Origin of the sequence: Planobispora longispora (genome assembly GCF_016863135.1) — a bacterium.
Lineage (GTDB): Bacteria > Actinomycetota > Actinomycetes > Streptosporangiales > Streptosporangiaceae > Planobispora > Planobispora longispora.
Genome location: NZ_BOOH01000076.1, coordinates 1 through 25,886, shown reverse-complemented (window position 1 = coordinate 25,886; position 25,886 = coordinate 1). Strand labels below are relative to the sequence as shown.

Here is a 25,886-nt window from a genome sequence, read left to right as displayed (position 1 = left end):
CGGACGCCCGAGCGGCACGGGACGTGTCCCCCGTGCCTCCCCGGGCGGCTTGGCCGTACGGCGGAGACCCGCGGGACGTTTCCGTTCTCAGTGGCCCCGGCTGATCCACTCCTGCAGGTGGGGCGCCTCGGCTCCGATCGTCGTGCTCGCGCCGTGCCCGGTGTGGACGACCGTCTCGCCCGGCAGGGTCAGCAGGCGATCGCGGATCGACTCGACGATGACGCCGAAGTCGGAGAACGACCGTCCGGTGGCGCCCGGTCCGCCCTGGAAGAGGGTGTCGCCGGTGAAGACGGCGCCGAGTTCCGGGGCGTGGAAGCAGCAGGCTCCCGGGGCGTGGCCCGGGGTGTGCAGGACCTCCAGGCGGGTGCCGGCGACCTCGATGACCTGGCCGTCGGCCAGCGGGCCGTCGGGTTCGCGCTCGGGGTGGGTGAGCCTCCACACCGGCAGGTCGGCCGGGTGCAGCAGGACGGGCGCCCCGGTGGCCTCGGACAGGGCCGGGGCCACCCGGACGTGGTCGTCGTGGGCGTGGGTGGCCAGGATCGCGACGACCCTGCGGCCCGCGACCAGCCCGGTGATGGCCGCCACGTCGTGGGGGGCGTCGAAGACCACGCACTCGTCGTCGTCGCCGAGCACCCAGACGTTGTTGTCGACGTCGAAGGTCTGGCCGTCCAGGCTGAAGGTGCCGGAGGTGACGGCGTGGTCGATCCTCGCGCCGCCCATCAGAGCATCACCACGGAGCGCAGCACCTCGCCGCGGTGCATCTTGTCGAAGGCGGCCTCGACCTCGTCCAGCGCGATGGTCTCGGTGACGAAGCCGTCGAGGTTCAGCCGTCCCTGCAGGTACAGGTCGATGAGCATGGGGAAGTCTCGGGACGGCAGGCAGTCGCCGTACCAGGAGGACTTCAGCGCGCCGCCGCGGCCGAAGACGTCCAGCAGCGGCAGCTCCAGCGTCATCTCCGGGGTGGGCACGCCCACCAGCACCACGGTCCCGGCCAGGTCGCGGGCGTAGAAGGCCTGCTTGTAGGTCTCCGGCCGGCCGACCGCCTCGATCACCACGTCCGCGCCGTTCCCGCCGGTCAGTTCCCTGATCGCCTCCACCGGGTCGGCGGTGCGGGAGTTGACGGTGTGGGTGGCGCCGAAGCCCTTGGCCCACTCCAGCTTGCGGTCGTCGACGTCCACCGCGATGATCTTCGCGGCCCCGGCCAGCGACGAGCCCAGGACGGCCGCGCCGCCGACGCCGCCGCAGCCGATCACGGCCACGCTGTCGCCGCGGGTGACCCCGCCGGTGTTGACGGCCGCGCCGAGACCCGCCATCACGCCGCAGCCCAGCAGGCCCGCCACGGCCGGGGACGCCGCCGGGTCCACCTTGGTGCACTGCCCGGCCGCCACCAGGGTCTTGTCCGCGAAAGCCCCGATGCCCAGCGCCGGGCTGAGCTCCGTGCCGTCGCCCAGGGTCATCTTCTGCGTCGCGTTGTGGGTGTTGAAGCAGTACCACGGACGGCCGCGCAGGCACGCCCGGCACTGGCCGCAGACCGCCCGCCAGTTGAGGATCACGTAGTCGCCCGGGGCGAGGCCGGTCACGCCCTCGCCGACGGCCTCGACCACGCCCGCGGCCTCGTGGCCGAGCAGGAAGGGGAAGTCGTCGTTGATCCCGCCCTCGCGGTAGTGCAGGTCGGTGTGGCAGACCCCGCAGGCCTGGACGTCGACCACCGCCTCGCCGGGACCGGGGTCGGGCACGAGGACGGACTCCACCGACACGGCCTGGCCCTTGCCCCGCGCTATCACGCCGCGTACTTCGTATGCCATCTGACTGCTGCCTTTCCTTCGTCCCGGGGGGACCCGGGAACCCGCGATGGGGACGGTAAGGACATGATCACGCGCGGTGCGCCCGGACGGAAGGGACCGCCGGGCGCACCGCGTGTCGTTTCACTCCCGGCGCCGGACGCCATCGCGCATCAGGGCGCGGGCTGTGCCCCTATTCGGCCGGTACGGCGTTGAGCGGCGCGGACGGGACGGTCAGGACGGTGACCACCAGGCCGGCCAGCACCAGCGACGCGACGCCGATCACCGCCAGGGCCGGGCCGAGCCCTCCGGTCGCCGCGGTCAGCCCGCCGACGAGCAGGGGCGAGAGGAACTCCCCGAGGAACAGGGCGCCGGTCCACAGGCCGGTGCCGCGGCCGCGCTGCGCGAACGGCAGCCTGTTGACCGCCCAGGTGAGCAGGGTCGGCAGGAGCAGTCCCGTGGAGAAGCCGGTGAGCACGGCGCCCGCGACGATCACGGGGACGGCCCCGGCCGCGAAGATCAGGAGCAGGCCGAGACCGGACACGGCGAACTCCACGACGAGCAGCACGCGCGCGCCGCGGCCGGAGACCTTGGCGAACAGGCCGGCCCCGACGGCGGTCGCCAGCGACATGAGCGCGGTGACGCCGCCGATGGCCGCCGGGTCGGAGACCCCCGCGCCGTCCAGGACGTAGGAGAGCTGCACGATCAGCGTGTAGAAGACGACGCCTCCGGCGACGGTGATCAGGGAGGGGACGGCCAGGGTCCGCCAGGGCCAGGGCCGCCGCTCTCCGTGGTGCGGGTCCCCGTGGTGCGCGGCGGCGGGCTGCCAGAGGAGGAGCGCCATGGGGATCGCGGCGAGCGCGGCGACGGCGTACAGCCAGAACGGCGTACGCCAGCTGTCGGCGCCGAGCAGCCCGCCGAGCGCGAAGAAGGCCGTCGCGGCGACGGTGGTGACGAGGGTCTGCAGACCCAGGTAGCGGATGCGGCGCGGGCCGGACCAGTAGTCGGCGATCAGGGTGGTGCAGCAGGTCATGATGGCCGCCTCGCAGATGCCGACGAGCACGCGGCTGGCCAGGATGGCCTGGATCGAGTCCAGGTAGAGCGGCGCGGTGCCGGAGATCGCGTAGCCGACCATGGTGACGATCAGCAGGCGCTTGCGGTCGAACTTGTCGGCGATGGCGCCGGCGAAGGGGGCGCCGAGCGCGATGAACAGCGCCGGGATGGTCAGGATCACCGGGACCAGGACGTCGACGCCCGGTGTGGCGGCGAAGTGTTCACTGATACGGGGCAGGACCGGCGAGAGCAGGACGGCGCCGAGCACGGGCATGCAGCTTCCGATGAGCAGCAAGACGAGCTGGGGCGGGCCAGCCTGCTTCGCGATGGCCGGCTGGGACATGCGGGCCTCGCTAGATGTCGCGGGGATGGTGCACAGCACTGTCAGGCAAGGGGCGCGGTGCGCGGAAGACGGGAAGTTCTGATACCCCTCATCCACGCGGTGGATAGTCCTGCCCCCGCAGCGCCCGCCCGACCTCGGCCGCCTTCTCGCGGAGCCAGATGTGCGCCGCGTCCTGGCTGTGCACGGGATGCCACCACAGGGCCTCCTGCAGCGCCGCATCGAACGGGCAGGGCAGCACCCGGACGGGCGCGAGCCCGCGCAGCATCTCGGCCAGGCGCCGCTGGACCAGGGCGACCCGGCGGGTCCCGGCCACCAGGTTGGGCAGCAGGTGGAAGCTCTGCACGGACACCTCCACGCGGGGTTCCAGGCCCAGCGTGCTCAGCTGCCGGGTGACCGGCGCGTCGAAGAAGCGCCGGTACACCGCCCAGGGCAGCCGGGCCAGGTCGTCCAGGGTGACGCGGTCGCCGATGCCGGGGTGGTCGGCGGCGACCAGGCACACCCATTCGTCGCCGTACAGCTCCACGGCGGGGAAACCTCTGATCACCCCGTGCGGCATGAGCACGCCGTCGACGCCGCTGAGCACCGTGTCGGTGTCCTCCACGATCCTTCCGTCCAGGTTCTGGAAGTGCAGCCGGACACCGGGCGCCTCGGCGTGCAGGGTGCGGGCGAGCTCGGCGCCGAAGACCGCGATGGCGTAGTCGGAGGAGAGCAGGGTGAAGTCGCGCTGCTCGGCGCCCGGCCGGAAGTCCGCCCGGCTGGTGAAGAGCCGCTCCAGCATGACGCAGGCGCTCGCCACGGGTTCCCGCAGCGCGCTGCCCAGTGGGGTCAGCTCGTAGGTGTTGCCCTTCCTGACCAGCAGGTCGTCGGCGAAGTGGCGGCGGAGCCTGGCCAGCGCGGCGCTGGTCGCCGGCTGGCTGAGCCCGATCCGCGTCCCGGCCCGGGTGACGCTGCGCTCCTCCAGCAGGGCGCGCAGGGCGACCACGATGTTCAGGTCCAGGCTGGCGAGGTTCACGACCCCTCCTCATTATCCATCCGGTGGATTTCCTCAATCAGGAGAATCGATTTCCCAGATCCGCCCGGTTAGCCCAAGGTTAAGGGCACCGCACCGGGAGGAAACATCGTGGAAACACACTCGCCTCTTGCCGGCCCGTTCGCGGTCGGCACCTTCTCCGCAGGCGACGGCCCGGCCTTCCCCGGTCTCGTCGCCGGAGACCGGGCCCTGGACCTGCGCACCGTCCCCGCGCTCGGCGCACCGGACCTGACCACGCGGGCCCTGCTGGAACGCTGGGACACCGCGCTGCCGCTGCTGCGCGCCGCCGCCGGATCGGCGGAGGGCACGTGGCTGCCGCTCGCGGAGCTGCGGGTGCACGCCCCCGTCGAGCCCCGGCAGATCCTGCAGTCCGGCGCCAACTACCGCACCCACGTCATCGACCTGGCGGTGGCGCACGAGCCCGCGGACGGCCGCCCCGCCGAGCAGGTGCGGGCCGAGGTCGCCGCGATGATGGACCGCCGCGCCGCCGAGGACCGGCCGTACGTGTTCATCGGCCTGCCCTCCTCCGTCACCGGCCCGTACGACGACGTGGTGATCCCGTCCTGGTGCGCCAAGCCGGACTGGGAGCTGGAGCTGGCGGCGGTGATCGGCCGCCCGGCCTTCCGGGTCCCGGCCGAGCGCGCGCTGGAGCACGTCGCCGCCTACACCATCGCCAACGACCTCACGGCCCGCGAGCTGGTGTTCCGCCGCGACATGCCGGAGATCGGCACCGACTGGCTGCGGGCCAAGAACGCCCCGACCTTCACCCCGCTCGGCCCCTACCTGGTGCCGTCCGCCTTCGTCGCCGACCCCGGTGACCTGCGGGTGACCCTCCGGCTCAACGGCGAGGCGATGCAGGACGAGTCCACCAAGGACATGATCTTCGATGTGGCGCGGCTGGTCTCCCACGTCTCGCAGACCGTGGAGCTGCTCCCCGGCGACCTGGTGCTCACCGGCAGCCCGGCCGGGAACGGCATGCACTGGGGCCGGCTGCTCCGTCCCGGCGACGTGATGGAGGGGACGATCACCGGTCTGGGCGTCCAGCGCAACCGGTGCGTGGCCGAACCGTCCTCCCGGGAGGTGTGATGCCGGACCGCACCGACCCCGAGGGCGCCATCGCCGAGGCCGCCGCGAAGTACTCCAACTGGGGCCGCTGGGGCGACGACGACGTCCTGGGCACCGTCAACTTCATCGACGGGGCCAAGCGCCGCGAGGCCGCCGCGCTGGTACGGCACGGCGTGTCCTTCTCCCTCTCCCAGAGCTTCGACACCGACGGGCCGCAGAAGGGCTGGCGGCGCCGTACCAACCCGGTGCACACCATGACCGACACCGGCACGGACGCCGTCCACGGCGACCAGGGCTTCCCGCACGGGTTCGGCGGCGCGGACGACGTCATCGCCATGCCGCTGCAGTGCTCCACCCAGTGGGACGGCCTGGGCCACATCTTCGACCACGGCCTGGCATGGAACGGCCGTCCCGCCGACAGGGTCGTCACCTCGGCCGGCGACCTGGTCACCGGCATCGAGCACATGGCCGCGGCCGTGGCGGGCCGCGGCGTCCTGCTCGACGTCGGCCGCGTGCTCGGGGACGACGGCGAGCTGCCGGACGGCTTCGCCGTCACCGAGGAGCACCTGGTCGCCACCGCCGAGGCGCACGGCGTCGCGATCGGCCGCGGCGACATCGTGTGCGTGCGCACCGGGCAGCTCACCCGGGCCCGCCGCGACGGCTGGGGCGACTACGCCGGCGGCCCCGCCCCGGGCCTGTCGTTCACCGCCGCCGGCTGGCTGCACCGCACCGAGATCGCCGCCGTCGCCACCGACACCTGGGGGTTCGAGGTCCGTCCCAACGAGTTCGACCACGCCTTCCAGCCCCTGCACCAGGTCGTCATCCCCCACATCGGGCTCCTCATCGGCGAGATGTGGGACCTGGACGCCCTGGCCGCGCACTGCGCCGCCGACGGCGTGTACGAGTTCTTCCTCACCGCCGCCCCGCTGCCCGTCACCGGCGCGGTCGGCTCCCCCGTCAACCCCATCGCCATCAAGTGAGGTCTCCATGACAGCACCAGGGAACGTCCTCATCGTCGGGGGCGGCACCGCCGGATCGGCCCTGGCGATCCTGCTCGCCCGCGGCGGCGTCGCCGTGGACGTCGCGGAGATCAACCCGGAGCCCACCGTGCTCGGCTCGGGCATCACGCTGCAGGGCAACGCGCTGCGGGTCCTGCGCGACCTCGGCGTCTGGGACCGGGTCGGCGCCTCGGGCTTCGCCTTCGACTCCCTCGGCCTGCGGACCCCCGGCGGGGACCTAATCGCCGAGATCCCCGACGCCCGCACCGGCGGCCCCGGCCTGCCGGCGACGCTCGGCATGAACCGCCCCGAGCTGGCCGCGATCCTCGCCGACGCCGTACGGGACGCCGGCGCGCGGCTCCGGCCGGGCCTGACCGTGACCGCCCTGACCGACACCGGCGACGGCGTGCGGGCGGAGCTGTCCGACGGGACCGCAGAGACCTACGACCTGGTCGTGGGCGCCGACGGCATCCGCTCCGCGGTCCGCCGGCTCATCGGGATCGACGTCGTCCCCCAGCCGGCCGGCATGGGCATCTGGCGCGTCCACACCCGCCGCCCCAAGGACGTCGAGCGCACCGACCTGATCTACGGCGGCCCGTGCTTCATCGCCGGGTACTGCCCCACGGGCGAGGACACCATGTACGCCTACCTGGTGGAGAAGGCCCGGCCGCGCGAGTCGGTCGCCGACGCCGACAAGCCCGCCCACATGCTGGCCCTGGCCCAGGGGTACGGCGGCGCCTGGGACGAGATCCGCGCCGACATCACCGACCCGGAGCGCATCAACTACACCTGGTTCGAGTCGCTGCTGGTGGACCGGCCCTGGAACCGCGGGCGCGTCGTCCTGATCGGCGACGCCGCCCACGCCTGCCCGCCCACCCTCGCCCAGGGCGCCGCCCAGTGCCTGGAGGACGCCGCCGTCCTGGCCGAGCTGCTGCTCGCCGCCGACCGGATCGACCAGCCGTTGTTCGACGCCTTCATGGACCGCCGCCACGAGCGTGCGAAGGCCGTGGTCGAGGCGTCCGTGCGGCTGGCCGACTGGCAGCTGAACCCGGTGCCGGACGCGGACGTGCCGGGGCTGATGGGGCGGATCGCCGCGATGGTGACGCAGCGCCCATGAACACCGACACCACGAGCACCGAGCCCACGAGCACCGAGCCGATGAGAACTGTCGACGCGCACGCGCACGTGATCCTGCCGCAGGTCGAGCAGGCCGTGGCCGGGCAGCCGGGACTCCAGGAGCACCGGGAGCTGGACGCCCACCGCAACGGCCCCGAGTCCATGGCGGTCTCGGGCCGGATGGTCGGCGAGCGGATCGCGCGGCTCACGCAGGCGCCGGTACGGCTGGCCGACATGGACGCCGCCGGGGTGGACGCGCAGATCGTCAGCCCGTCCCCGTCGCACTACCACTACTGGGCCGGCGAGGATCTCGCCGAGCAGGTCTGCCGCCTGGCCGGCGAGGGCGTCGCCGAGCACTGCGCGCAGGCCCCGGACCGGCTGTACGGCCTGGGCCTGGTCCCGCTCCAGCACCCCTCGCTGATGGTGAAGCTCCTGGACCACGCCCTGGGGCTGGGCCTGAAGGGCGTGGAGATCTCCTCCCACGGCCCCGGCCGGGAGTTGTCGGACCCGGCGTACGAGGCGTTCTGGACGCGGGCGGCGGAGAGCGGGGCGGTGGTCTTCCTGCACCCGTTCGGCTGCACGCTGGACGAGCGGCTCGACCGCTTCTACCTGTCCAACGTCGTCGGCCAGCCGGTCGAGAACGCCGTCGCCCTGTCGCATCTGATCTTCTCCGGGGTGCTGGACCGGCACCCGGAGCTGAAGGTCCTCGCCGCGCACGGCGGCGGATACCTGCCCACGTACCTGGGCCGGGCCGACCACGGCTGGCGGGTGCGGCCCGAGGCCGGTGGCTGCGCCGAGCCGCCCAGCTCCTACCTGGGGCGGATCTGGTTCGACTCCCTCGTCTACGAGCCCGCCGCCCTGCGCGCCCTCGTCGGCGCCGCCGGAGCGTCCCAGGTGCTGCTCGGCTCCGACTTCCCCTTCGACATGGGCGTCGAGGACCCCCTGGACCGGCTGCGCGCGGCCGGGTTCGACCGGGCCGCCCACGACGCGATCCGCGGCGGCAACGCCGCCGCCCTCTTCGATCTCTGAGGACTCCGAGGAACAACGACCATGACCGACCGTCTCATCACCCATCTGCGCCACGTCGACCTGGCGGTGCCCGACTACGCCAGGCAGCGCGAGTTCTACTCCGGCGTCTGGGGCCTGACCGAGGTCGCCAACGACGGCGGCATCTCGTTCCTGGCCGCCGAGGGCTCGCCCGAGCAGTACATCATCCGGCTGCGCCAGGCCGAGGAGAAGCGCCTGGACCTGATCGCCTTCGGCGCCGCCGCCCCGGCCGACGTCGACGCCCTCGCCGAGCGGCTGCGCGCCGCGGGCGTCCGGCTGATCTCCGAGCCCGGGAAGATCGACACCCCCGGCGGCGGGTACGGCTTCCGCTTCTTCGACCTCGACGGCCGCACCGTCGAGGTCTCCGCCGACGTCGCCGTGCGCGCCCACCGCAGGCTGGAGGCCAAGGAGTCCGTGCCGGTCCGGCTCTCGCACGTGGTGCTCAACTCCCCCGACATCGACGCCACCCGCGTCTGGTACGAGACCCACCTGGACTTCGCGCTCTCCGACACCCTGGCCCACCCGCGCATGGGCCAGGTCATGCACTTCATGCGCTGCAACCCCCAGCACCACAGCATGGCCATCGCGCGCGGCCCGCACGCTTCGCTGCACCACATCAGCTTCGAACTGCGCGGCCTGGACGAGTACATGTACGGCACCGGCCGGCTGCTGCGCGCCGGGGTGCGCATGGTCTGGGGCCCCGGCCGCCACCTGGCGGGCGACAACACCTTCTCCTACTTCATGGACCCGCACGGCAACACCGTGGAGTACACCACCGAGCTGGAGGAGCTGGACGAGGACGCCTGGCACCCGCACGTCCACGACTTCTCCCAGCCGGAGGTCACCGACCAGTGGGGCACCGCCAACCCGATGAACGAGCTGGTCGCCAAGGAGTCGTTCAACGACGTCGACCGCGGCGTCTTCGTCGCCCCGCCCGTCTGATCCGCACCTGGCTATCCGGAGAGCACCATGCGTCTGGCCACCTACCGCCATCAGGGTCTGCGCCGCAGCGGCATCGTCGACGGCGACGCGATCCTGCCCTTCCCGCCGGGAGCCGGGCTCCTGGACGTCATCCGTACCGGATCCCTCCCGGACACCGGAGCGGCCGTGCCGCTGGCCGAGGTGCGGCTGCTCCCGCCGGTCGAGCCGCCCGCGGTCCGCGACTTCGTCACCTTCGAGGAGCACGTCGAGGGCGTCCGCCGCAGCGTGAGCGGCGCGGCGGGCGTCCCGGACGCCTGGTACGACGCGCCGACCTTCTACTTCACCAACCCCTACGCGATGATCGGCGCCCACGACGACGTCCCCGTGCCGCCGGGCTGCCACGCCCTGGACTTCGAGCTGGAGGTGGCCGCGGTCATCGGCCGCGAGGGCCGCGACCTCTCCCCCGAACAGGCCCGTGACCACATCTTCGGCTACACGATCTTCAATGACTGGTCGGCCCGTGACCTGCAGTCACGGGAGATGCAGGTCGGACTCGGCCCCTGCAAGGGCAAGGACTCCGCCACCACCCTCGGGCCGTGGCTGGTCACGGCCGACGAGCTGGAGCCGTACCGCGACGCCGACGGCTTCCTGCGCCTGGCGCTGACGGCCGAGGTCAACGGGGCCGAGGTGGGCCGGGACCTGCTGTCGAACATGGGCTGGCCGTTCGAGGACCTGGTCGCCTACGCCTCCCGGGGCGCCTGGGTACGGCCCGGCGACGTGCTCGGCTCGGGCACCTGCGGCAACGGCGGCTGCCTCGCCGAGCTGTGGGGCCTGCGCGGCCGCCAGGACCCGCCTCCGCTGGAGCCCGGCGACACCGTCACCCTCACCGTCGAGGGCATCGGCTCCGTCTCCAACACCGTCGTCGCCGGCGTCGCCCCCGCCCCGATCCCGTCCGCCCGCGAGCGCCCCCGCGACCGCCCCTGACCGCGGGACGCCGGCATCCCCCGGATCCGTCCGTCCGGCCGGTCGCGGCAACCGGTGCGCATCGGCTGGAATAGTGACTGGAATAGTGATTGGCAACCGCCCCTGCGCTTGATGCTCGCTGGATGGTGAGGCCGTGGCTGGATGGGTGAGGCGAGGGCTTCCGGCAGGCGTCTCGACCGCCCTGGCTTTCCTGGCGGGCGCCCTGACGAACGTCTTCACCCAGGACTGGAGCTGGCCGGTCGGCATCGGCCTGGGCGTGCTCGTCGTGAGCTGGGTCACGTGGGAGATGCGCCAGGCCGCGCTCGGACGCGCCTCCCCGCGGCCGGCGTGGGCAAGACCACACTGGCCGTGCACTGGGCGCATCGGGTGGCCCACGAGTTCCCCGACGGGCAGCTGTATGTGAACCTGCGCGGATTCGGCCCGGCCGCATCGGCGATGGCGCCGGGGGAGGCCGTCCGCGGGTTCCTGGACGCGTTCCAGCTGTCACCCCGGCGGATCCCGGACTCCGCGGAGGTTCAGGTCGCGCTCTACCGCAGCCTGGTGGCCACCAGACGGATGCTGCTGGTTCTGGACAACGCCCGCGACGCCGAACAGGTCCGCCCGCTGCTCCCCGGCTCTCCGGGCAGTGTGGTGCTGGTGACCGGCCGCCGTGAATTGACCGGCCTGGTCACGGCGGACGCCGCTCACTCGGTGACACTCGACCTGCTGCCCGGGCACGACGCGCACCGGCTGATGGAGCAGCGCCTCGGCCCGGAACGGGTGGCAGCCGAGCCGGAGGCCGTCGAGGAGATCATCACGCGGTGCGCGCGGCTGCCTCTCGCCCTGGCCATCGTCACCGCTCACGCCGCCGCCCGCCCCGCGTTCCCCCTGGCCGCGTTCGCCCGGCAGCTCCGCGAGGCGCATCGACGGCTGGACGTGTTGAGCGACGACGACGCGGCGGGTGACGTGCGCGCGGTGTTGTCGTGGTCGTACCATGCGTTGTCCCCGGACGCCGCGCGGATGTTCCGGCTGTTCGGCCTCCATCCCGGGCCGGAGGTGTCCGTCGCGTCGGCGGCCTGCCTGGCTGCCCTGTCCGTGGCTCACGCGTCATCGACGTTGACCGAGTTGAGCCGATCGCACCTGATTTTCGAACATCTTCCCGGCCGGTACCTCTGCCACGACCTTCTGCGGGTCTACTCCATGGAACGAACGCACCGTGACGACACCGACGACGAGCGGCGCGCCGCGAGCCGCCGGCTGATGGACCACTACCTGCACCTCGCGTGCACGGCGAGCAGGCTGATCGAGCCTCGGCAGGACCCGGTCGCGCTTCCTCCCCCGCGGCCGGCCACCGAAGCGGAAGTCCCCGCCACCTACGACGAGGCCCTGGCCTGGTTCACCGCCGAGCGTCAGACCCTGGTCGCCATGGTGGAGAGCGCCGCCGCCGGGTTCGACGGGCGAGCGCGGCAACTCGCCCAGGCTCTGCAGGGCTTCCTCTGCCTGCGCGGTGACTGGGACGGGCTCGCGACCGTGGAACGGATCGCCGTCGCGGTCGCGCAGCGCGCATCCGACCCGGCGGCGCTGGCCCGAGCCCGTCGGAACCTCGGCCAGGCGGAGTTCCGCCTGGGGCGCTTCGACGAGGCGCGGGAACACCTCCATCACGCCGTCGACCTCTTCCGGCACGCCGATGATCCGCTCGGGCAGGCGGGAGCCCTGATGTTCCTGGCCCGGGTACGGGCCCGGCGGGGTCACCACGCCGAAGCACTCGACCACGCCCGTCAGGCCCTGCTCCTCTACCGGTCCGCGGACGAGCCGGGCGGACGGGCCGAGGCCTTCAACGCGGTCGGCTGGTACCACTCCACGCTCGGCGACCAGGAGCAGGCCATCGCGTCGTACCGGGAGGCGTTCGCCCAGTTCGTAGAGCTCGGTGATCGTCGCGGGCAAGCGATCACCTGGCACAACCTCGGCGACGCCGAGTACCGGCTCGGCCGCCACGACCGGGCGGCGGTGTGCTACCGCCACGCCCTGGGCCTCCGCCGGGACCTCGGCGACCGCGACGGCGAAGGCGTGCTCCTCGCCCGGCTGGGCGACGCGTACAGCGCCGCCGGTGACGTCGAGGCCGCCCGGGACACGTGGGAGCGCACCCTGGCCGTCCTCGACGCCGTGCACCGCTTCGACGCGGATCGGGTCCGCACGAAACTCGCCGCCCTCGGCGCCCGGCCGTGACCCGCTCTCCTGCCGTTCCCCGCCGCGTCACGGGCGCACGACGATGTTGCCGACCTTGCGGCCGCTGTCGACCCTGCGGTGGGCTTCGGCGATGTCGCCGAGGTCGTGGACCCGGTCGATCACGACGGTGATCGTGCCGTCGGCCACCAGCCGCAGCAGGAGCTCGAAGTCCCGGACGCGTTCGGGCGCGACGCCGGCGACGACGTTGCCGCGGGCGCGGACGGTGTCGCCCAGACTCCCGACGATCAGCAGCAACACTCCCCGTGCGGTCAGCAGACGCCGGCCGGACGCGATCGACAGGTTGCCGACGGTGTCCAGCACCACGTCGAACCGGTCGGCGGTGCCGGTCAGGTCGTCCTCGGCGTAGTCGATGGTCCGTTCGGCCCCCAGCCCGGCCACCAGTCCGGCGTTCCCCGAGCTGGTCACACCGGTGACCGTCGCGCCGAAGTGCTTGGCCAGCTGCACGGCGTTCGTGCCGATCGCGCCTGACGCGCCGTTGACGAGCACCGACATGCCGGGACCCACCGACGCCTTGTCCCGCAGGAAGAACAGCGCCGTCGTGCCGCCGAACAGCACCCCGGCCGCGTCCTCGTGGCTCACCGCGGACGGCTTGCGGGCGAGCTTCTCCGCCGGCACCGCGACGTACTCGGCGTGGGCGCCCAGCCGCGCTCCCGTCATGCCGCACACCTCGTCACCGGGCGCGATGTCGCGGACGCGGGCGCCGACGGCCTCGACCTCCCCGGAGAAGGCACTGCCCAGGATCGCGCGGCGGGGCCGGAAGACGCCGAACACCAGCCGCGCGAAGAGCGCGAACCCCCCGGGGAACCGGGCCCCGCGAATGCGCGAGTCGGCCGAGGTGACCGCCGCCGCCCTGACGCGCACCAGCACCTCGCCGGCACGGGGTGCGGGCCGTGGAACCTTCGCGACGCGCACGACCTCGGGAGCGCCGTACCTGTCGATGACCGCGGCATGCATGAGCCACTCCCTTACACCTGTAAGTTTTCCTTCGATGCTAGCCTTACACCTGTAAGTCGACAAGCTCCATCCGGAAGGCTCCCGCATGCCCCGGCGCCCGGCGCTCAGCCACGACCGCATCATCGACGCCGCGGTGCGGGTCGCGGACCGCGGCGGTCTCACCCAAGTGAGCATGCGCAACGTCGGCAAGGAGCTCGGCGTCGAGGCGATGTCGCTCTACCACCACGTCACCGGCAAGGAGGCGCTGCTCGACGAGCTGGTGAACTGGTTCTTCACCCGGATCGAGCTGCCCGATCCGCGGCAGCCGTGGCGGCGGGCGATGGCCGACCGCGCCGCGTCGGCCCGCACCGCCGTATCAGAACACCCGTGGGCGCTGGGACTCATCGAGTCGCGCACGAACTCGGTGCCGGCCCTGCTCCGGCACCACGACACCGTGCTCGGCTGCCTGCGCCGCAACGGTTTCTCGGTCGCGCTGGCGGCGCACGCCTTCTCCGCGATCGACGCCTACGTCTACGGCTTCGTGCTGACCGAGCTCAACCTGCCCTTCGAGGCCGGTGAAGGAGTCGACGAGTTCGTCGATCAGCTCCGGCGACGGGTGCCTCTCGACGATTACCCGCACCTGGCAGAGATGATCACCGAGCAGGTGGTGAACCGCTCCTACGACTACGCCGACGAGTTCGAGTTCGGCCTCGACCTCATTCTCGACAGCCTCCAGGCACGCCTGCTCGCCGACGGCGCCGCAGAATGAGAGACGTGATCTCACGACGGCTCTACCACGGCACGGGTCCGGGGCCGATCACCCCGGACGGCTGCGCGGTCGACTACTACGCCACCCTCACCGCCCGGGGCGAACCCGAGCTCATCCACGCCGCCGTCCCGCCCGGGGCGTCCGTCCTGGAGCTCGGCGCCGGCACCGGGCGCGTCACCCACCCCCTGCTCGCCCTCGGCCACGAGGTCGTCGCGGTGGACGAGTCCCCCGACATGCTCGCCCACATCACCGGCGCCGAGACCGTCTGCTCCCCCATCCAGACCCTGGCCCTGGACCGGACCTTCGACCTGGTGCTGCTGATGTCGTTCGTCGTCGAGACCGCCGACGACGACCTGCGCGCCGCCTTCCTGCACACCTGCCGGCGTCACGCGGCCGCCGGCGGATGCGTCATCCTGCAGCGCAAACCCCCCGAGTGGTACGACACCCTCCAGCCGTTCGAGCGCACCGCCGACGACGGCAGCACCGCCCGCATGACCGGCATCCGCCGGCCCGGCACCGGTCTGCTGGAAGCCACCATGGAGTACACCGTCGGCGACCGGCGCTGGACCCACACCTTCCTCAGCCGCCGCCTCGACGACGACTGCCTGGAGCGCGAACTCAACCAGGCGGACCTGACCGTCTCCGAGTTCCTGGACCCGACCCGCGAGTGGGTGCGCGCCGTACCCCGCTGAGCGCCGTACCCCGCTGAGCGCCGCACCCCACTGACAGCCGTCTCCGCCGGCGGACGGTGATCGTCGCTTCGCCGGGGACGGTGCCGCGATCGGCGCGTCCGGTACGGCGGCGGCCTTCCGGGCGCGCCGGGAACTCGTTTCTTCCAAGGAAACATCGTTTCCTCTATGATGATCCGGGCATTCCGTGCAGCCACCCGGCTCCCGCCGCGTCCCGCACCGCGAGGGAGACCGGGGAGACCGGGGACGCCGCCGCCCGGATCGCGCCGAGAAGCCCGCCCGTACCGAGGAGAACACATGGGCCCGCACCCGTACGGCTGGTGGATCGTTCTCCATCTGGTGCTCTTCGTCTTCTGGCTGGGAGGAGACCTCGGGGTCTTCTACTCCAGCCGGTTCGTGCTCAGGCCTTCGCTGACCCCCCAGGCTCGGGCCACGGCATTGGCGATCATGAGTGGTCTCGATCTGGGGCCGAAGATCTGCCTGGTCCTGTTCCTGCCGAGCGGCGTCACACTGATGGCCATGGCCCCGCACGGCGCGACGTTCGCCGGGATCGCGCTGTTCCCGTGGTGGTCGGTGGCGCTGACCTGGCTACTGGCGGCCGGATGGCTGGCGCTGACGATCACCGACCACCGCACGCGCGGCCGCTTCCCCTGGGTCCGGCGGGGCGACTGGGCGATCCGGATCGGCCTCATCGCGGTCATGGCCTCCGCGGCGGCGTACACGCTGGCGGCGGAGGCGCCGTTCGGCGTCTCGACCAATCCCCGCTGGCTGGGGGCCAAGGTCCTGCTCTACACGCTGGCCGTCGCGGCGGGACTGGGCATCCGACTGACCCTGCGCCCCTTCGGCCCGGCGTTCGGCGAGCTGACGGCCGCCGGCTCCACGCCCGAGAGGGAGGGCGCCCTCAGGCGTTCGATCGACGGCTGCCTGCCGTACGTCTGGGTGATCTGGGGCAGCGTGCTCGGCGCCGCGGTCCTCGGGGTGCTCAAGCCGGGGGCGGCGCTCTGACGGAACCCGCCCTCCGGCCGGGAACCGGGGTCTAACCGGGGTAGCCGAGCCGGGCCGAGATGCGGGCGGTGGCCTCCATCAGGAGCGGGACGCAGTCGTCCATGCGGGGCTCGAAGCGGGTGATGGGGCCGCAGACGCTGATGGCGGCGACCACGTGGCGGTCGCGGTCGAAGACGGGGGCCGCGATCGAGGCCGCGCCGACCTGGCGCTCGCCGAGCGAGACCGCGTGGCCCCGGGCGCGGATCCCGGCCAGCTCGGCACGGAGCTTCTCCGGGTCGGTGATCGTCGCCTCGGTGATGGGCTCCAGCTTGTGCCGGGCGAGGTATCCGTCGACCTCCTCCTCGCGGAGGAAGGCGAGGATGACCTTGGAGGAGCTCCCGGCGTGCAGCGCGTACGGGATGCCGAGCGTCACCTCCATCCGCAGCTCCTGCTCGGGCACCACCTGGTCGGCGTAGAGCCGGGTGTCACCGCGCCGGATCGACAGCGTCGCCGTCTCCCCCGTCTGCGCGGCCAGCCGGCGCAGCTCGGGGCCGGCCATCACGCGCAGGTCGGTGCGGGCCAGGTAGGCCCGGCCGAGGGCGATCGCGGCGTGGCCGAGGGCGTACCGGCGGGTCACCGGGTCCGCGGCGATGAGCTCGCGGTTGCGCAGCGCGGTGAGGATGCGGTGGACGGCGGCCTTGGTCAGGCCCAGCTCGGCCGCGATCTCGGTCACCCCCAGGTCGGGGCGGTCGCTGCGGCCGAACAGCAGCAGCACGTCCATCGCCCGCTCCACCGCGGCGATCGACCGGCTCTGGTTCTCGGACTCGTCGGCTGGCACAGCGCCAGTGTAGGGCGAAGGATTTCCCCATGGGAAACACCCTGCCGCGGAGCCGGGAAAACCGGCGGTGCGCGTTTCCCATCGGCGTTGACACGCCCGAAGTCCAATCGTTACCGTCTGCGTTACAGCGTTTCCGACAGTGAAACGGCGGTCGAGGTGGACGCGGACACCGGCCCGCCGAGCGCCCCGCCGCGACCACGGCCGGTTCTTCCCTGAGTCAGGGGGTTGTTCCATGATCGGCGAACGTCTCGTCGAAGACATGACCGACGCGGAGCGCGAGCGCGCGGCCCGGGTCGACGCCGTGTTGCCCGCGCTGCGGGAGGCGGCCCAGGAGGCCGACCGGCTCGCCGCCTTCCCCGCCGGGCATGTCGGCCTGCTGCGCGAGGCGGGACTGCTCGGCCTGGTGGTGCCCGAGAAGTACGGCGGGCTCGGCGGCACCCTGCGCGACCTGGCCGCCGCCACCTACGCGATGGGCACCGCCTGCCCCTCCACCGCGCTGGCCTACTTCTTCCACAACACCAGCGCCTCCCGCGGGCTGCTGCCGCTGGAGGCGATCGACGCCGGACTGTTCGGCGAGGAGGAGATCCCCGCCGTGCGGGCGTTCGCCGAGAAGGTGCTCACCCGGATGGCGGACGGGGTCTGGCTGGCCAACTTCGCCTCCGAGTCGGTGAAGAGCTCCGGCGCCAACATCACCATCACCACCACGGCGCGCAGGACCGGGGGCGGCTGGATCCTTGACGGCGAGAAGTCCTTCGGCTGCGCCACCGGCGTGGCCGACTACTACCTGACCACCGCCAGACTCGACGGGTACGGCACCGCGGAGGGACTGGCCACCTTCTTCGTTCCGCGCGACGCCGCCGGGGTGAGCGTGCGCGACGCCTGGGACGGCCTGGGCATGCGCGCCACCGCCAACAACGGCATCCGGCTCGCGGGAGTGTTCGTCCCGGACGACGAGGCGCTCACCGTTCCGGGGGCCTTCACCCGGATGCTCCGGATGAGCCGGGGCAGCTTCGTGGGCAACCAGCTGGCGATCGCCGCCGTCTACACCGGCTGCGCGCAGAACGTCTACGACCACACGATCGAGGCGACGACCCGCAAGACCTTCGCCGACACCGGCCGCCCGATCGCCTCCTCCCCGGTGCACCAGCAGCTGATCGGCGAGATGACCCGGCAGCTGGAGACGGCCTACCTGTGGCTCCGCTACCAGCTGGACCTGGAGAGCAGCCAGCCGCCGCGGCGCCCCAAACAGGAGGTCTTCAAGCAGTGGCGCCTGGGCAAGGGATCGGTCACCGAGGCCTGCTTCCAGGTGGCGCTGGGCGCCTTCACGGCGGGCGGCACCTCGGGCGCGATGATGGGCGGCGTCGCCGGCCGCGCCCTGCGGGATCTGGCGATGGGCCTGGTGATGACCTTCCCGGCCGAGCGCGGCAGGCTGGAGGTCGCCCAGATCGTCACCTCCGCCAAGGAGAACGAGTTGTTCACCACGGCCCCCGCTTCCGCTTCCGCCACGGCGTCCGCCCCCTCCCCCGGCCCGCGTTCCGGTTCCCCCCTGGAGGATTCGTGATCGATCCGCCGGAACCGCGGGACCTGGTCGCCGGGGCCTGGGGCCCGGCGCGCGAGGATCTCGGCTTCGACCTGGAGGACCCGGCCACCGGCGAACCGGTCGGCCGGGCGCGGGCGAGCCGCCCGGAGCGGATCGAACGGGCGCTCGGCGTCGCGGAGGCCGCGGCGCGGGCGGCCCCGTCCGGCTCCCCCGCCGTCGGGCCCGGGACCCTCGACGCGATCGCCGACGCCCTCGACCGGCGGCTCCCGGAGATCACGGCGCTGGAGTCCTTCGCGACGGGCGTGCCGATCCGGCAGGCCGCGCCGCTCGGAGTGATCGTCAGCGGATCGTTCCGGCTGGCCGCGGAGCAGCTGCGGTCGGGGGCGCTGCTCGGCTCGGCCACGCGCGAGGACGGGCGGCGGGTCGAGGTCCACCGGCTCCCGCTCGGCCCGGCGCTCTGCCTGGTGCCCTGGAACGCCCCGGCCCCGATGGCGGCGCACAAGGTGGCCTGTGCGCTGGCCGCGGGCTGCCCGGTGATCCTCAAGGTGAGCGAGTTCGCCCCGTACGGCGCGCAGCTGCTCGCCGAGGTGATCGCCGAGCACGTGCCCGAGGGGGTGTTCCAGTTCCTGCACGGCGGCCCGGAGACCGGGGCGCGGCTGGCGGGCGATCCCCGGATCCGCGCGGTCTCCTTCACCGGCGGCCTGCCCGCCGGGCGGAGCGTCGCGGCCGCGAGCGCGCCCCTGATGCGCCCCGTCCAGCTGGAGCTCGGCGGCAACAACCCGCTGGTGGTGCTGCCGGACGCCCCCGTGGACACCGCCGCGCGGATGGCCGCCGAGCTGCTCACCACGCTCAACGGGCAGTGGTGCCGCGCCCTGGGCCGCCTGATCGTCCCCCGCGCAATGGAGCGGGAGCTGGTCGAGGCCGTGGGCGGACGCCTGGCCGCGCTCGTCGCCGGCCCGCCCCTGGAGGAGGCCACCGACTTCGGCCCGCTCGTGCACTCCGTCCACCGCGACCGGGTGCGCGCGGCCGTCGCGGGACTGCCCTCGGCCTCCTACGGCTCGATGCCGGGCAGGGGGAACTTCCTCGCGCCCACTCTGGTGGCGACGGACCTGGAGCACGAGGTCTTCGGCCCGGTCGCCGGGGTGGTCGGCTACGACGACGTCGAGGAGGCGGTCCGGCTGGCCAACGCGGCGCCGTACGGGCTGGAGGGCTACGTGTGCGGCGCGGACGAGGAGGCGGCCCTGGCCGTCGCCCGGCGGATCCGCGCGGGTGAGGTCAAGGTGAACGGCTCTTCGATCATGAGCCTGCACCTGATGACCCCGCGCCCGGCCTGGGGCCTGTCCGGGCTCGGCGAGGAGGGCACGGCGGAGACCCTGAGGTTCTTCACCGGCGCGCGGGTCGTCGGCGTCGAGGGCGGCTTCGCCCTGCACACCGGCGGGTGAGCGCCGCCGGTGCGGACGAGGAGGAGGCGGGAGGAGATGCGACCGTGACCGGAACCGCCGGAGAGGACGTCGATGCCCTCGACGTCTCCGAGGTCTCCGAGGTATCCGAAAGCTTCGAGAGGCCCGAGAGCTCGGAGGGCCCCGGGGTTCCCGAGGTCGTCGTGGCGGGGGCCGGGCCCGTGGGGCTGACGGCGGCGCTGGTGCTGGCCAGGCGCGGGGTGGCGGCGACCGTGCTGGAGGCGGGCGAGGAGCTGTCGGCGGAGTCGCGCGCCTCCACGTTCCATCCCCCGACGCTGGAGATGCTGCACGACCTGGGCGTGCTGCCGGCCCTGCTGGAACGCGGCCTGGTCACGCGGACCTTCCAGTACCGCGACCGGAGCGGCGGCGTGCTCGCCGAGCTGGACCTGGGCCTGCTGGCCGGGGACACGCCCTACCCGTTCCGGGTGCAGTGCGAGCAGAGCAAGCTGACCCCGATCCTGCTGCGGGAGCTGGCGGGCCTGGCCGAGGTGCGCTTCGGGCACCGGGTGACCGGGGTCGCCGCGCGGGCGGGCGGCGTGGTGGTGGAGACCTCGCGCGGGCCGGTGCGCGGCGGCTGGCTGATCGCCGCCGACGGCGCGCACTCGGCGGTACGGCGGGCGCTGGGCGTGCCGTTCGAGGGCGTCACCTATCCCGAGCGGTTCCTGGTCGCCTCCACCGACGAGGACCTGACGGAACTGCTGCCTGGCCTGGGCCCGGTCGCCTACGTGTCCGACCCGGTCGAGTGGCTGGTGCTGCTGCGCACTCCCGACCACTGGCGGGTGCTGCTGCCCACCCCCTCCGGCACCCCCGACGCCGCCGAGCTCGGCCGCCTGGCCGCGCGCCTGCGGGGCGTCGCCGACCCGGGACGGGACTGGAAGGTGGCCCACGCCTCGATCTACCGGGTCCACCAGCGGGTGGCCGCCCGCTTCCGGCAGGGCCGCGTGCTGCTGGCCGGGGACGCCGCCCACGTCAACAACCCGCTCGGCGGCATGGGCATGAACAGCGGCATCCACGACGCCGTCGAGATGGGCGCGGCGCTGGCCGGCCTCCTGACCGCCTCCGGCCCGTACGGCGGGCGGCTGGCCCGGCTGAAGGCGGTCGCCGCCCGCAGGCGCGCGGTCGCGCTCGACCACGTCCAGCGGGTCAGCCATGCCAACTGGGAACGGATCCGCTCCGGGGCCACCCGCGCCGAGGAGCTGCGCGCGCTGGCGGCCGACCCGGCGGCGGCCCGGGAGCATCTGCTCCGCTCCTCGATGATCTCCACCTTCCGTCCCGGAGACCCGGAGTGAGCGCGGCCGCCGTCTCCGGGGCCGGTGCGCGACCGGAGACGGAACCCGGTGAGACGGGATCGGGCGCCATATGGATCGAGCGGGAGAACCCCGCCCGGCCGGACGAGATCGTCGGGGCGGTCCCGGTCGCGGACCCGGCGGAGGTGGACTCCGTCGTGCGGCGGGCCGACGGCGCGTTCCGGGACTGGTCGCGGCTGCCGCTCGCCGACCGTCTCGCCGCCCTGACGGCCTCCGCCGACGCACTCGCCGCCCGGAGGGACGCGCTGGCGGTGCTGCTGGCGCGGGAGTCCGGCAAGCCCGTGGGCGACTGCCGGGGAGAGATCGGCTTCGCCGTCGCCTATCTGAGATGGCTGTGCGATCGGGCTCCCCGGGTCCTCGCCCCGCGGGAGGCGGACGACGCGGCGGGACGGCTGGCGGTGCGGCGCGCGCCGTACGGGGTGGTCGCGGCGGTCACCCCGTGGAACGCGCCGATCATCCTGGCGGTGCTGAAGCTGGGCCCGGCGCTGGCGGCGGGGAACACGGCGGTGCTGAAGCCCTCGCCGCTGGCCCCTCTCGCGGTCACCGAGGCGGCCGGGCTGTTCCCCGGAACGTCCGTCGTCCACGGCGGGCCGGAGACCGTCCGGGCGCTGGTCGGCCATCCCCTGGTCCGCAAGGTCGCCTTCACCGGCGGGACGGCGGCGGGGCGGGAGATCGCCGCGACGGCGGGCCACGGTTGCAAACCGGTGGTGCTGGAGCTGGGCGGCAACGACCCGGCGGTGTTCCTGCCGGACTTCGCGCTCTCGGAGGCCGGCTTCGAGCGCCTCGTCATGGCGTCGTTCGCCACCTCCGGCCAGGTGTGCATGGCCGCCAAGCGGCTGTACGTCCCCCGGCACCGGGCGGGGGACTTCGTCGACGCCTACGTCGCCGCCGCCCGCCGGATCCTGGTCACCGGCGACCCTCTCGATCCCGGGGCCACCATGGGGCCGGTCGTCTCCGCCCAGGCGGCGCGACGTGTGGAGGCGCTGGTCGAGGACTCCCTCCGGCGCGGCGGCACCGCCGTCCCGCTGGGAGTACGGGCCGACCGCCAGGACCGGGACGGCAAGCACGACTCGAATGGCAAGCACGACCCGGACGGCAGGCGTGCCCCGGACGGCAGGCGTGACGGATATTTCGTGACTCCGCGCCTGGTGCTCGGCCTGGCCGACGACGCGCCGCTGGTGGCCGAGGAGCAGTTCGGCCCGGCCGTTCCGCTGCTGCTCTACGACGACGAGGACGAGGTTGCCGGCCGTGCCAACGCCTGCGAGCTCGGCCTGGGCGCGTCGGTCTGGTCGGCCGACGAGGAGCGTGCCTTCGCCTTCGCGGCCCGGCTGGAGGCGGGCTTCACCTTCGTCAACACCCACAACCGGACGGGCATGTCCCTGCGCGCGCCGTTCGGCGGGACCAAGCGGAGCGGGTACGGGCGGGAGTACGCCGACGAGGGCCTGCTGGAGTACGTCCAGAGCACCGTGGTCCACGCCCCCGCGGCCTTCCGCCCCGGCGGTCCCGGCATGCCCGCCGGCGCCTACCCGGCCGGAGAGGAGGATCCGTAGAGGGTGGGAGAGGCGCCGCCGGTCCGGTCCGCAGTCCGCTTCCGCCCGCCGGGCGGCCTTTCACGTCAGACGGGTGTGCGCTCGCGGTCGAGGAGGGTCAGCCCCGTCTGAGTGGGGTTGTGCAGGACGTTGCTGTGATGCCTGAGGGTCGTGATCAGGCCCGCCTCGCGTAGCACGGTGGTGTGCTGGCTGACCGCCGCCGATGAGATGTCCAGGCGGCGGGCCAGGGCGCCGGTGGTGGCCACCCCGTCGGCGATGGCGGTGAGCACCGACGCGCGGGTGCGGCCGAGGAGGTTGGCCAGCGCCTGTGCCGAGGTGCCGGTCGTCCAGATTCCCGCGGCGTGGTCGGCTCCGAGGGAGGCGGGGTAGATCAGGATGTAGTCGGTGGGATCGATCGGGTCGTACATCACTCCCGGGGCCCGCAGGAAGAACGACGGCACCAGCAGCAGGCCCCGTCCGTCGAGGACGAAGTCGTCGTCGAACTGGTCGCCGGCATTGACGTGGAGGGTCGACGGCGTCCACCGGATGTCCGGGTGCAGGCTGGACAGCAGGCCGTCGACACCGTGGTCGAGCAGGATCGCGCCACGCCGGGCGCGTTCGGCGTCGAGGTGCGCGCGGATGGCCGTCCAATGCGGTGCGACGGCGGCGCGGTGGTAGGCCTCCACCGTGGACAGGACCTCCCGCCGGGCGGCGGGGGTGTCGATGAGCCCGGCCAGCGCGGCCGGCACCCGGCCGTGGTGGCCGGCGTAGAAGTCCAGCTCCGCCCGTACGGCCCGGCGCGGGCTGGCCAGGAAGGTCTCGGCGCTCTCGGCCAGGTCGCGGCCGGGTCCGGCCAGGAGGGCCATGTCGAAGCACGGCAGTCGTGCGGGGGCGATGGCGGCCAGGACCGCGGACCGCGGGCCGAGGCCGCCGCGCACCCGGCGCCGCCATCCGCCGAACGCGGTCTCCTCGGCGCGCCTGCGCAGCGTGGTCAGGCTGAACAGCGTCTCGGCCATGGGGCCCAGCGTCGGCGCCACCCGCACCCGCGCCACGTCGTCGGCGGTGAAATGGATCCGGTGCATCCGCTCCCCGTTCAAGCGTCGGTATCGCCGTCACACCATGTCGCCGCACCGTCACACGAGGCGCTGAGCGGCGCGGTTAAGCCAGGACTTACAAGCCTCACGGCGCTCGATTTCTTCCTGCGACAGTGAGCGGGCCGACTTTCCACCGGAGAAAGAACGGCTCGGCCTCATGCCGCGGGTCGGCTTCCATCACGGCGGCGTTTCGAGACGGCATCTGAATCGACCACGACGACATCTGAATCGACCACGACAACGAGGAAACGCATGCCGGGAAGGCAAACACGGGTGATCAGAGCGCTGGTGACGTCGCTCGTCATCTTCTCCACCGCCCTCATCGCTCTGACGATCTCCCCCTCCCCCGCCCGCGCCGACTGGGCGCATGACCGGTGCCGCAACGCGGAGCCGTACGAGACGAGGCACGCGCCGGAGGAGTGGCTCGAACCCGTCGGCAAGACCTACCGCTACGGATCACCTGATCGCGCGGTGGATGACACCATCGAGATCAGCGAGTCGGTGACCTCGGAGACCACGCAGGACTACGGAGTCTCCTTGGGTTTCAGCAACATCGTGGAGATAGCCGGAAGCTTCAACTACACAATCGCAGAGTCCCTGACGTTCAGCGAGAAGGTGACCCACCCGGTGAAGGCCCCCAGAGGAGAGTTCTGGGAGACGCGTCTGCTCGCCGTCTGGAAGTTCGTCCGCATCTACAAGGGCTGGAAGACGGACACCCACTCCTGCGGATCGCATCTCGACAGCATCGTCCGCTGGCCGCACGCCTACCACATCTGCGACTACCCGGAGGGATCTCTTCCCGAGAACTACTGCAGGAACTGGAAGTACGTACTGCCCAGTGGTGGCGGCGGCAGCGGTGGTTCGGTGAACCCGCCCTCGTCCGGCCCCACGCCGGTGACCTCCGTCAACGGCCTGGCGGACGGAACCGTGCTGCACACGACCGATACCCGGCGCATCTACAAAATGGTCGGCGGGGCGCCGGTCTGGCAGGCCACCTGCGCGGACAACATCTGCCTGCCCCAGTCGCGGCCGACGACCCAGGCGGTCGTCAACGCCGGCCCGGCGATTCCGCGCAACGGCTCGTCGGCGGTGGACCAGCGTGGCCGGGTGTACGTCTTCGTCGGCGGCGCCCCGCTGTGGCAGGACTCCTGCGCCACCCCGGTGAACTGCGGCACTCCGGTCAAGGTGTCGAACTGGTCGATCGACGCCCGTGACCACATGAACCGCGTGCCGGCCGACGGCAACCTCGTCCAGGCCAAGGCCGGGGCCGTCGACCTGCCGGTGGCGATGACGATCGGCGGCGCGCTGATCCCCTTCGCCAGCCCGCAGGAAGTGATCGACGTCGGCCAAGGCGGCGACTGGCAGCGGCGGGTCGTCGCGATCAGCGCCGGCAGCTACAACCTCCTCGGGTTCAGCCCGGTCGACGGCACGCTCGTGCAGGGCACCGGCGGAGGCGTGTCCGGGCCCGTGGCGATGGCGGTGGGCGGCGCGTTCGTCCCATTCGCCAACCCGCAGGAGGTGATCGACGTGGGTCAGGGCGGCGACTGGGCGTCCAAGGTCCGCGCCATCCCGCTCCGGGCCTTCAACGCGCACCCTCGCGTCCCTTCGGACTCGACCCTGATCCAGGGAACCGGCGGAGGCGCGTCCAGCCCCGTGGCGACGATCGTCGGCGGCGCCCGGGTCAACTTCGCCAGCCCTCAGGAGGTCGTCGATTCCGGATACGGCGCCGACTGGCCGTCGAAGGTACGGGCCATCCCGCTCCGGGCCTTCAACGAGATCCGCGACGACATGCCGATCGACGGAACGCTGGTGCAGGGACAGGGCACGCCCGTGGCGGCGATCGTCGGCCGCGCGCGCGTCAACTTCGCCAGCCCCCAGGAGGTCGTCGACAGCGGTTACAGCGCCGACTGGAGGCCGATCGTCCGGATCATCCCCGCCCGGGCGTTCAACGCGATGCCGACGAAGATCGCTGATGGGACGCGGCTCGGGAAGGCGGGCTCGCCCAGCCAGGGCGGAGTCGTCGGCGGCGCGAAAGTCGACTTCCACAGCATGGCCGAGCTGGAAGCCGCCGGATACGGCCCGAGACCGCTGCAGGTCATCCCGGCCCGCGTCTGGGACGCGCTGCCGGCCCGGATCGCCGACGGCACCCGCATCAAGGACGCCGACTCCTCCAGCCAAG

General features: G+C 72.9%; 22 protein-coding genes. 15 read left to right on the top strand and 7 right to left on the bottom strand.

Going from position 1 to position 25,886, the window contains the following annotated elements; all coding sequences use genetic code 11:
- Positions 1–87 precede the first annotated feature (87 nt).
- The 4 genes from Plo01_RS38835 to Plo01_RS38820 all read right to left on the bottom strand — a co-directional run bounded on the left by Plo01_RS38835 (position 88) and on the right by Plo01_RS38820 (position 4,189).
- Positions 88–720, bottom strand: a complete 633-nt coding sequence (locus tag Plo01_RS38835; RefSeq protein ID WP_203895805.1) for an MBL fold metallo-hydrolase — start codon at positions 718–720, stop codon at positions 88–90.
- Positions 720–1,805 (bottom strand): S-(hydroxymethyl)mycothiol dehydrogenase, encoded by a 1,086-nt coding sequence (locus Plo01_RS38830; protein ID WP_203895804.1) that lies wholly within the window; start codon positions 1,803–1,805, stop codon positions 720–722. The genes Plo01_RS38835 and Plo01_RS38830 overlap by 1 nt, the downstream gene beginning before the upstream one ends.
- Positions 1,806–1,974: 169 nt before the next feature.
- On the bottom strand, positions 1,975–3,177 hold the full coding sequence (locus Plo01_RS38825; RefSeq protein WP_203895803.1) for an MFS transporter: 1,203 nt from the start codon (positions 3,175–3,177) through the stop codon (positions 1,975–1,977).
- Positions 3,178–3,265: 88 nt separating this feature from the next.
- Positions 3,266–4,189, bottom strand: a complete 924-nt coding sequence (locus Plo01_RS38820; protein WP_203895802.1) for a LysR family transcriptional regulator — start codon at positions 4,187–4,189, stop codon at positions 3,266–3,268.
- A gap of 108 nt (positions 4,190–4,297) precedes the next feature.
- Between Plo01_RS38820 and Plo01_RS38815 the strand changes: the two genes are divergently transcribed.
- The 7 genes from Plo01_RS38815 (at position 4,298) to Plo01_RS38785 (ending at position 12,543) form a co-directional block, all read left to right on the top strand.
- Positions 4,298–5,293 carry a fumarylacetoacetate hydrolase family protein gene (locus Plo01_RS38815; RefSeq protein WP_203895801.1) on the top strand — a complete coding sequence of 332 codons (996 nt, stop codon included), beginning with the start codon at positions 4,298–4,300 and terminating at the stop codon, positions 5,291–5,293.
- Positions 5,293–6,252 carry a cyclase family protein gene (locus Plo01_RS38810; RefSeq protein WP_203895800.1) on the top strand — a complete coding sequence of 320 codons (960 nt, stop codon included), beginning with the start codon at positions 5,293–5,295 and terminating at the stop codon, positions 6,250–6,252. Before Plo01_RS38815 ends, Plo01_RS38810 begins: the two co-directional genes overlap by 1 nt.
- A gap of 7 nt (positions 6,253–6,259) precedes the next feature.
- Positions 6,260–7,387: an FAD-dependent monooxygenase gene (locus Plo01_RS38805; protein WP_203895799.1), complete on the top strand. Its 1,128-nt coding sequence runs from the start codon at positions 6,260–6,262 to the stop codon at positions 7,385–7,387.
- Positions 7,384–8,415, top strand: coding sequence for an amidohydrolase family protein (locus Plo01_RS38800; protein WP_239317904.1), 1,032 nt, complete (start codon positions 7,384–7,386; stop codon positions 8,413–8,415). Before Plo01_RS38805 ends, Plo01_RS38800 begins: the two co-directional genes overlap by 4 nt.
- 21 nt (positions 8,416–8,436) lie before the next feature.
- A complete protein-coding gene (locus Plo01_RS38795) occupies positions 8,437–9,375 on the top strand; it encodes a VOC family protein (protein WP_203895798.1) in 939 nt (312 codons plus the stop codon).
- Between the two features lie 27 nt (positions 9,376–9,402).
- Positions 9,403–10,338: a fumarylacetoacetate hydrolase family protein gene (locus Plo01_RS38790; protein WP_203895797.1), complete on the top strand. Its 936-nt coding sequence runs from the start codon at positions 9,403–9,405 to the stop codon at positions 10,336–10,338.
- 327 nt (positions 10,339–10,665) lie between these two features.
- Complete coding sequence (locus Plo01_RS38785) at positions 10,666–12,543, top strand: tetratricopeptide repeat protein (RefSeq protein WP_203895796.1); 1,878 nt, start codon at positions 10,666–10,668, stop codon at positions 12,541–12,543.
- 27 nt (positions 12,544–12,570) lie between these two features.
- Here Plo01_RS38785 and Plo01_RS38780 read toward each other — a convergent pair whose 3' ends face one another.
- Positions 12,571–13,518: an NAD(P)-dependent alcohol dehydrogenase gene (locus Plo01_RS38780; RefSeq protein ID WP_203895795.1), complete on the bottom strand. Its 948-nt coding sequence runs from the start codon at positions 13,516–13,518 to the stop codon at positions 12,571–12,573.
- An 85-nt stretch (positions 13,519–13,603) separates the two neighbouring features.
- On the opposite strand from Plo01_RS38780, the gene Plo01_RS38775 reads away from it, so the two are divergent.
- The 3 genes from Plo01_RS38775 (at position 13,604) to Plo01_RS38765 (ending at position 15,960) form a co-directional block, all read left to right on the top strand.
- Entirely contained in the window at positions 13,604–14,266 is a 663-nt protein-coding gene (locus Plo01_RS38775; protein ID WP_203895794.1) for a TetR/AcrR family transcriptional regulator, read from the top strand.
- A 5-nt stretch (positions 14,267–14,271) separates the two neighbouring features.
- Entirely contained in the window at positions 14,272–14,958 is a 687-nt protein-coding gene (locus Plo01_RS38770; protein ID WP_239317902.1) for a class I SAM-dependent methyltransferase, read from the top strand.
- 294 nt (positions 14,959–15,252) lie between these two features.
- On the top strand, positions 15,253–15,960 hold the full coding sequence (locus tag Plo01_RS38765) for a hypothetical protein (protein WP_203895792.1): 708 nt from the start codon (positions 15,253–15,255) through the stop codon (positions 15,958–15,960).
- A gap of 31 nt (positions 15,961–15,991) precedes the next feature.
- Here Plo01_RS38765 and Plo01_RS38760 read toward each other — a convergent pair whose 3' ends face one another.
- On the bottom strand, positions 15,992–16,777 hold the full coding sequence (locus tag Plo01_RS38760) for an IclR family transcriptional regulator (RefSeq protein ID WP_239317900.1): 786 nt from the start codon (positions 16,775–16,777) through the stop codon (positions 15,992–15,994).
- A 232-nt stretch (positions 16,778–17,009) separates the two neighbouring features.
- Here Plo01_RS38760 and Plo01_RS38755 point away from each other — a divergent pair, with 232 nt between their 5' ends.
- The 4 genes from Plo01_RS38755 to Plo01_RS38740 are packed head-to-tail and all read left to right on the top strand — an operon-like array spanning position 17,010 to position 22,634.
- A complete protein-coding gene (locus tag Plo01_RS38755; protein ID WP_203895791.1) occupies positions 17,010–18,338 on the top strand; it encodes an acyl-CoA dehydrogenase family protein in 1,329 nt (442 codons plus the stop codon).
- Positions 18,335–19,759, top strand: a complete 1,425-nt coding sequence (locus tag Plo01_RS38750) for an aldehyde dehydrogenase family protein (RefSeq protein ID WP_203895790.1) — start codon at positions 18,335–18,337, stop codon at positions 19,757–19,759. The genes Plo01_RS38755 and Plo01_RS38750 overlap by 4 nt, the downstream gene beginning before the upstream one ends.
- Positions 19,760–19,803: 44 nt before the next feature.
- Positions 19,804–21,066: an FAD-dependent oxidoreductase gene (locus Plo01_RS38745; protein ID WP_203895789.1), complete on the top strand. Its 1,263-nt coding sequence runs from the start codon at positions 19,804–19,806 to the stop codon at positions 21,064–21,066.
- A complete protein-coding gene (locus tag Plo01_RS38740; RefSeq protein ID WP_239317898.1) occupies positions 21,063–22,634 on the top strand; it encodes an aldehyde dehydrogenase family protein in 1,572 nt (523 codons plus the stop codon). The genes Plo01_RS38745 and Plo01_RS38740 overlap by 4 nt, the downstream gene beginning before the upstream one ends.
- A 65-nt stretch (positions 22,635–22,699) precedes the next feature.
- Here the strand turns inward: Plo01_RS38740 and Plo01_RS38735 are convergent, their stop codons facing one another.
- Positions 22,700–23,695, bottom strand: coding sequence for an ArsR/SmtB family transcription factor (locus Plo01_RS38735; protein ID WP_203895788.1), 996 nt, complete (start codon positions 23,693–23,695; stop codon positions 22,700–22,702).
- 285 nt (positions 23,696–23,980) lie between these two features.
- Here Plo01_RS38735 and Plo01_RS38730 point away from each other — a divergent pair.
- On the top strand, positions 23,981–25,886 hold a 1,906-nt coding region (locus Plo01_RS38730), incomplete at its 3' end, for a hypothetical protein (protein ID WP_203895787.1).